Source organism: Shewanella sp. A22 (assembly GCF_053850585.1).
In genome coordinates this window covers 1-6,960 of the sequence record NZ_JBSQBN010000175.1, presented here as the reverse complement: position 1 = coordinate 6,960, position 6,960 = coordinate 1, and the positions used below count along the sequence as shown (strand labels likewise).

The window sequence follows — 6,960 nt, the reverse complement described above, 5'->3', positions numbered from 1 at the left end:
ATCGAAGAAATGGACAATGCCGATTAGAAACTGGAAACCGGCACTGAATCGCTTTATTATTGAATTTGAAGAACGAATTTCAGATTATATATAAATTAGGTAGTTACACAGAATCTGTTACAGGGTCTCTACTATTGGCACTTTACCATTAAGTGAAAAGTACATGTTGTTTGCATAAACTAGATATATCGATTAATCCTTCATTCCGCTTCAAATTAAAAGCTAGCCAATGCCCCTTGCGACTTAACATTTATACTATATCAACACGTTAGTTGTATTTTTTGGTTGTAAAATAATCATTTATTTTCAAAGTGATTTTGCAATTTGGGATTAGTTTAGTATCCTTAAAAGACGAGTAACATTTTTTTAACGTATGACACTCCGTGAACATGCGTGGATTATAAATTGAGAGTGTATTTAATGGTTGAAAGCAATACCAAAAATCATGTTATTTTGCTTGTCGATGACGAGCCTTCAAATATTCGACTATTGAATCAGGCTATTGCATCGCTCGGTAAGGTCTATTTTGCTAGTAGTGGTGCAGAAGCGGTCAAAGTGGCTCAACTTGTTAATCCTGATATTATTTTGCTTGATATTCAAATGCCAGGGATGGATGGTTTTGAAGTTTGTAAATTCATCAAGTCAGACGAATTACTTAAAGATACAGCCATTATTTTTGTTACAGCGCATAGCGATATTGAGAATGAGCTAAAGGCACTTGAATATGGTGGTGTTGATTTTTTACAAAAGCCTATCAATCCAGTAATTGCTGAAGCCCGGGTTAAAACACACTTAATACTAAAAGAGCGACAACAACAGCTTAAAATCACTAAAAGTACACTCGATAACATTATTCATCATATGCCTGTTTTCGTCTCATATTGGGATGAGAAGCAACACAATGTGTTTAGTAACGATAAAGATGGTAGTTGGTTTGGAGCTTTACCTAGCCAAATGTTGGATCGATCGTTTACTGAAATCATTGGTGATAGCCCAGGATTAGACAAAACTGCAATAGAATTACTGTTAACAGCGAGCATTAATGCTAAAGCGGGCAAACCTATTAACTTCGATTTAGTCTTTGATGTGATAGAAAATTCCACTCGGTTTGTTTCGGCTTCTATAGTGCCCACCCTTGTCGACGGCCGATTCAGCGGTTTTGTCATGTTACTCAATGATATAACGCCTTTAAAAGTACTTCAGCACAGCCTTCACCAAGATAAAGAGCTGTTAAAAATAACATTAAACTCGATTGGCGATGCGGTTATAACGACCGACTTGAAGGGCTTTGTGACTTTTATGAATCCAATTGCTGAATCTTTAACGGGTTGGAGCAATGAAAGTGCGCTAAGCCACCCTATAGAACAAGTCATGCGATTAACAGATTCAAGTGGCGAATACGAATTAGAAAACCCGATATATCATGCAATCAAGCAAAAACAAGTTGTCGGCATGGCGTTAAATGCAATTATCGTCAATAAAAATCAACAAACTTATGAAGTCGAAGATTCTGCTGCCCCAATTTTAGACGCCAATGATGAAATACAAGGTGCAATTATTGTCTTTCAAGACGTTAGTCAAACCCGTGCAATGGCGTTAAAAATGTCACATTTAGCCAATCATGACTCGCTCACTAATTTGCCAAACAGAATGTTGCTACAGGATAGGGCTGAGAGAGCAATTGATAATGCATGGCGAAAAAAAGACAAACTCGCCATGTTTGTCCTTGATATGGATAATTTTAAACATATTAATGATTTGGAAGGCCATTCTGTAGGTGATTTGCTATTGAGAAAAATAGCCAAACGTTTATTAAATGACTCACGCAACGTTGACACTGTTTGCCGTCAAGGGGGGGATGAATTTATCATCATGCTGCCCGACATTACTAAAATAGATCAGGTATTAACCTATGGGGAAATAATTTTAAAACTGTTTACGGAGCCTTTTTGGGTAAATAATAAGCAGTTTAATATTTCTTGTAGTATTGGTATTAGTATTTACCCTGATGACAGTAGTAATGTCGAAACATTATATAAGCATGCCGATTCAGCTATGTATAGAGCCAAGCAATTGGGCCGAAATCGTATTCAGTTTTTTTCTCCTGAAATTGAAAAAACGATGCATGAAAAACATCATTTAGAACAATATATGCACAGAGCGTTATCCGCGGATAAATATGAAGTTTTCTACCAAGCAAAATTAGATGTTAGAACGAATAAAGTGGTAGGGATGGAAGCACTATTAAGACTTAAAGGGGATAATGGTAAATTAATTTCTCCTGCTGATTTTATACCTCTTGCTGAAGACTGCGGACTTATTATTCCTATCGGGAATCTTGTTATCAAAAAAGTATGTGAAGACACTAACGCTTTGCAAAAGCTAGGTTATGAACAGCCTATTAGCATTAACATTTCAACGATACAATTTGAACAACCAGATTTTATAAAAACGGTTAGTAATATATTTTCACAGGTTAATGTAAATACCGATATGGTAGAGTTTGAGATAACAGAAGGGGCGTTAGCAAAAAACATTAACGATACAAAAAAAGTATTAAACATTTTACAATCAATGGGTATTAAAATATCGATTGATGATTTTGGTACCGGTTATTCTAGCTTAGCGTATCTTAAAGAATTCCCTATAGATTATTTAAAAATTGATAAAAGCTTTGTACGAGATATGCTTAATGATGCAAGTGATGAGGCCATTGTTGATGCCATAATAAGTTTGGCTAAATCATTAAAAATGGATCTGATTGCTGAGGGTGTAGAAAGCATAGAACAAGCAAATATGCTCCATAAAAAAGGGTGTTATATCATGCAAGGTTTTTATTACTCTAGGCCTGTTCCATTCTCACAAATGTGTGAGTTCTTAAAAAATAAAAATATCGTTACTGTTTAAAGGGGTGGTTACGAGTAATATATCAAGTGTTAATTGGAGTGTTTACGTTGGATAACTCAAATAATTTACAAAGTTTTAAATATTTTTTGCTAAGTAAAGACTTCAATAAAACACTCAAAGCATCTGTTGGAGGATTAAGCTTAATATTAATATTAAGCTTATACTTTTTTTGTGAAAAAACCATTTCAGATACAAGGGTACGCTTACACACTTATGCTAACCAGGCTGCTGAATTAATTAAAAATAGAAACAAAGCGTTTAGTGAAGGGTTAGTGTTTTTAAAGTCAACTCCTGCAATGACTGAATTAGCGGCATCAAGCACAGAAGATGTTTATGAAAACATATTAATACAACGCTTAACAGAAACGTTTGAAGCTTATATGTTATCACTGTCCAATGTATACCAAATTAGATTAATTAAAGCAAACGCTAATGGTAGTGAAATCATTAGGGTTGAGAGGATAAATGGTGATATACAAATAGCAACAAAAGACCTCCTGCAAAAAAAAGGTGACAGAGATTATTTTCATAATACGATTTTATTAAATGATGGTGAGATTTTTACCTCTACCATAGAGCCAAACATAGAGAATAAAAAAGTTGAAATTCCAATTAGAATGACGCGCCGTTATTCAACGCCAGTATATATGAGTGATGGACAAGTTTATGGCATAATCGTGATTAATGTAGAAGAAGATACATTGTTAGATACAATAAGCCGATTACCAACGTTTGATGAAGTAATATACATTAATAATGATAAGTCAAAAATAATTTTATCCAATAATAAAGACGATGTGCGAAACTCTTTTTTATTGGATGGTTATAGGTTTGTTGATATATTTAATATATCATCTTCAACGTTAATTAATCTTATTTATTCAGACCTGAATGTCATTGAACGAGATAACTATAAATTAATTGATGTGTCAGTGAATATCACTCCTGATATTTTTAGTCAGTCAGCTGGTGTTTTAACCGTACATGCAACACAAACGACCAATAAAATATATGTAACGGTCCTTTTTATATTACTTAAGGTATTTCTGTGTACCTTTCTACTCTCAATTGTAGGTATGTTTTTTGTTTATTATTCATGGGTTAATAATGAACGAAATATTATCGCTAATCGGATAAATAAGGAGTTAGAAGAACAAAAAGAGAAAGATGACATGTTCGAAAGTCTTACAGAGTTGTCGCCAGAAGCCATGGTGATTAGCGACACCAAAGGCCAAATTATTCTTGTTAACTCGCAAACAGAGAAATTATACGGTTATGACAGAACAGAATTAGTGGGGAAAAATATTAGTGTATTAGTTCCAGTATCTGTAGCACCCAAACATGACCAATACGTAGACCAGTATGTAAGAAATCCTGTTGTTCGTCCGATGGGAGCCTCAAAAGAGTTATACAGTCGGCACTCTGATGGTTCGAGTTTTCCTGTAGAAGTGAGCTTAAGTCCGGTTCAGCTAGCCAATCGGCTGGTGATAGCGTCATCGATACGTAACGTGGCAGAGCGTAAAAAAATTGAAAGTACATTAAAAAAAGCAATCAATGAGGCCAAAACCGCTAATGAAGCTAAAAGTACTTTTTTAGCCAATATGAGCCATGAAATCCGGACACCTTTGAACGCAGTAATCGGTTTAACTTACTTACTCAAGGATGAACACCTATCGAGTTCGCAATTAGATTTAGTCACAAAGATTCAACTAGCGGGAAGATCATTGCTTGGTATTGTTAATGATGTATTGGACATATCAAAAATTGAAGCGAATAAGGTGAAAGTGATTAATGCCCCTTGCAACATCCAAACATTATTAGAAGAAGTCAGTGGAGTATTTTCTGGGCAGGCACAAAATAAAGGATTGAGTTTACATCTTGAAATTGATTCTAAAATTTCAGTTTGGGTTGATACAGATAAAAAATTATTGCAGCAGATTATTACTAATTTAATTGGTAATGCAATTAAATTCACGTTGAATGGTTCTGTTTCTTTACGAGCAAAACTGATTGAGTCAAGTATATTACCATCAAGCAAACAATTAATTAGATTTGAAGTGCAAGATACAGGCATTGGTATCAGTAATGCGATACAGGAGAGAATTTTCCAACCTTTTAACCAGGCAGATGATGGTGCGAATAGACGTTTTGAGGGAACAGGCTTAGGCCTTGCAATTGTGACGAGCTTAAGTCAATTGCTTGGCGGCGAGGTTTTTGTTGAAAGTACCATGGGGGTAGGTAGTTGTTTTAGCTTCGAAGTGCCTTTTTCAGCGGCTGATTTCGATAAAGACATTGTTAACGACTCAACCGTAGATATACTTAAAATATGGGTTATTGAAACAACTAGTGAACTTAGCCAGCTTGCAAAATCGCTTGGTTGGAACACGTTTATTGCGAGTAAAAATGGTGTATTAACAGAAGAATACCAACAGAAACTAATCAATAAAATTGAACTGCCTGATTTTGTATTAATAGAATCTGATCTTGCATCTGATGAGTCTTTAGCGCTATTTGATAAATTAGTGAATAAAAACGAATGGCAAAATATACCATTAATAGCAACTATTTCACCACAGAATGTAGCGTATGTAAAAACTGTTGATAGTAAAAATATTATTGAAGCTTATGCAACGAAGCCTGTATCTGCTTCGACGCTTTTTACTATTGTAAACGATACTGTTTCTTCATTAACGGGTAATGTCCAGAAAGTTCTTGAGTCAACAAGAATGGAAAATATAAAGGCTAAGTGGTTGCCGAATGTCAAAATTTTAGTGGTCGATGATAGTGAAATGAATTTAGAAGTCGTGCAAAGAATTTTGTCTAAGAATGGCGCTCTGGTCACTACAGCTAATAGTGGTGAGCTTGCCATAAAATACATAAGTAATGGCCTAGATGAATACGATATTGTTTTAATGGATGTTCATATGCCCGTAATGGATGGATTAGAAACGGTTGCTTATATTCGTCAACAACTAGGTTTAAGACAACTTCCAATTATAGCGCTAACTGCTGGAACAACGGACGATGAAAAAAAGAATGCGATGTCTGCAGGAATGAATGATTTTTTAACCAAACCCATTGAACCAACAAGATTAATTGTGTGTATCAGAAAGCTAATTGAAAACTACCGAAATGATGCTGTTAAAATTGATAATTATGAGTTTTTACAGAGCGACTTACCAGTAGACACCAATGAATGGCCACAAATTACGGGTATTGTAAGTAGTAGTGATTTATTTCAAGGTGATATCAGTTTGTTTGAATTTGCCTTAAAACGTCTTTTCAAAGAGCATCATCAATTTGAAGAGATTGATTTAGATAATCTTATGCTAGAAACAGAAGAACAGCGTCTCGTGCTCGCTTCGTTAATTCATAAATTAAGAGGCAGTGCAGGTATGGTTGGCGCAAAAGAGCTTTATGATGTGTCATCTCAAGCAGAAATGTTACTGAGAAAGGATTATACAAACTTTGATGCTTCGATGATAAAAATAATGTTAGCCTTATTCTCTTCTCTTAAAGCAAATTGTCAGTCTTTTCTTGTTGAGCGGGAGAGGGCGAAGCAAGCAGAAATAAAAGTTGAGTCATCGAATGCTCAGTCAATAAGCCGCGAAGGGCTCGCTAAGTTGTTAGACATGCTTGAAAGTAATAATTTAGACGCTATCACGTTTTTCCACAATGAATCAGCAGGATTAGCAATGCTGATTGAACACGATGATTTTAAGGCCGTTAAAGAGCACATAGAAAACCTTAATTACAAGCAGGCATACAAAATACTAAATGTTTATTTGGCGGATTGATTCAATCGCATTAACTCAACATGGTTTAATACCAATCCTATTAAATATGTGAACTTTTAGCGGGAGTTCAGTATGCTGTAGGCAAGAAAAATGGCGTAGCTCGAAAACACCAGGAATACAGCAAGCACTGAGTCTGACGAATCCCCATGAAATAACAAACAGGAACAATAAGATATTTTAAATTAGGTGGGAACATTCATGGCATTTGGTGATCAAATTTATCGCCAAACAAAAATTACCACGAGTAAATGCCATG

At 35.1% G+C, this 6,960-nt stretch carries 2 protein-coding genes; both read left to right on the top strand.

The genetic code is table 11. The features are described 5' to 3' along the window. Window positions 1-420: 420 nt before the first annotated feature. Window positions 421-2,907 (top strand): EAL domain-containing protein, encoded by a 2,487-nt coding sequence (locus tag ACWXWT_RS19405; RefSeq protein WP_456043218.1) that lies wholly within the window; start codon window positions 421-423, stop codon window positions 2,905-2,907. A gap of 47 nt (window positions 2,908-2,954) precedes the next feature. Further along, entirely contained in the window at window positions 2,955-6,704 is a 3,750-nt protein-coding gene (locus ACWXWT_RS19400; RefSeq protein WP_456043217.1) for a response regulator, read from the top strand. Window positions 6,705-6,960: the final 256 nt, after the last annotated feature.

Excerpts from the sequence above, each read along its gene's own strand:
- ACWXWT_RS19405 (WP_456043218.1), top strand. The coding sequence starts at position 421 with ATGGTTGAAAGCAATACCAAAAATCATGTTATTTTGCTTGTCGATGAC.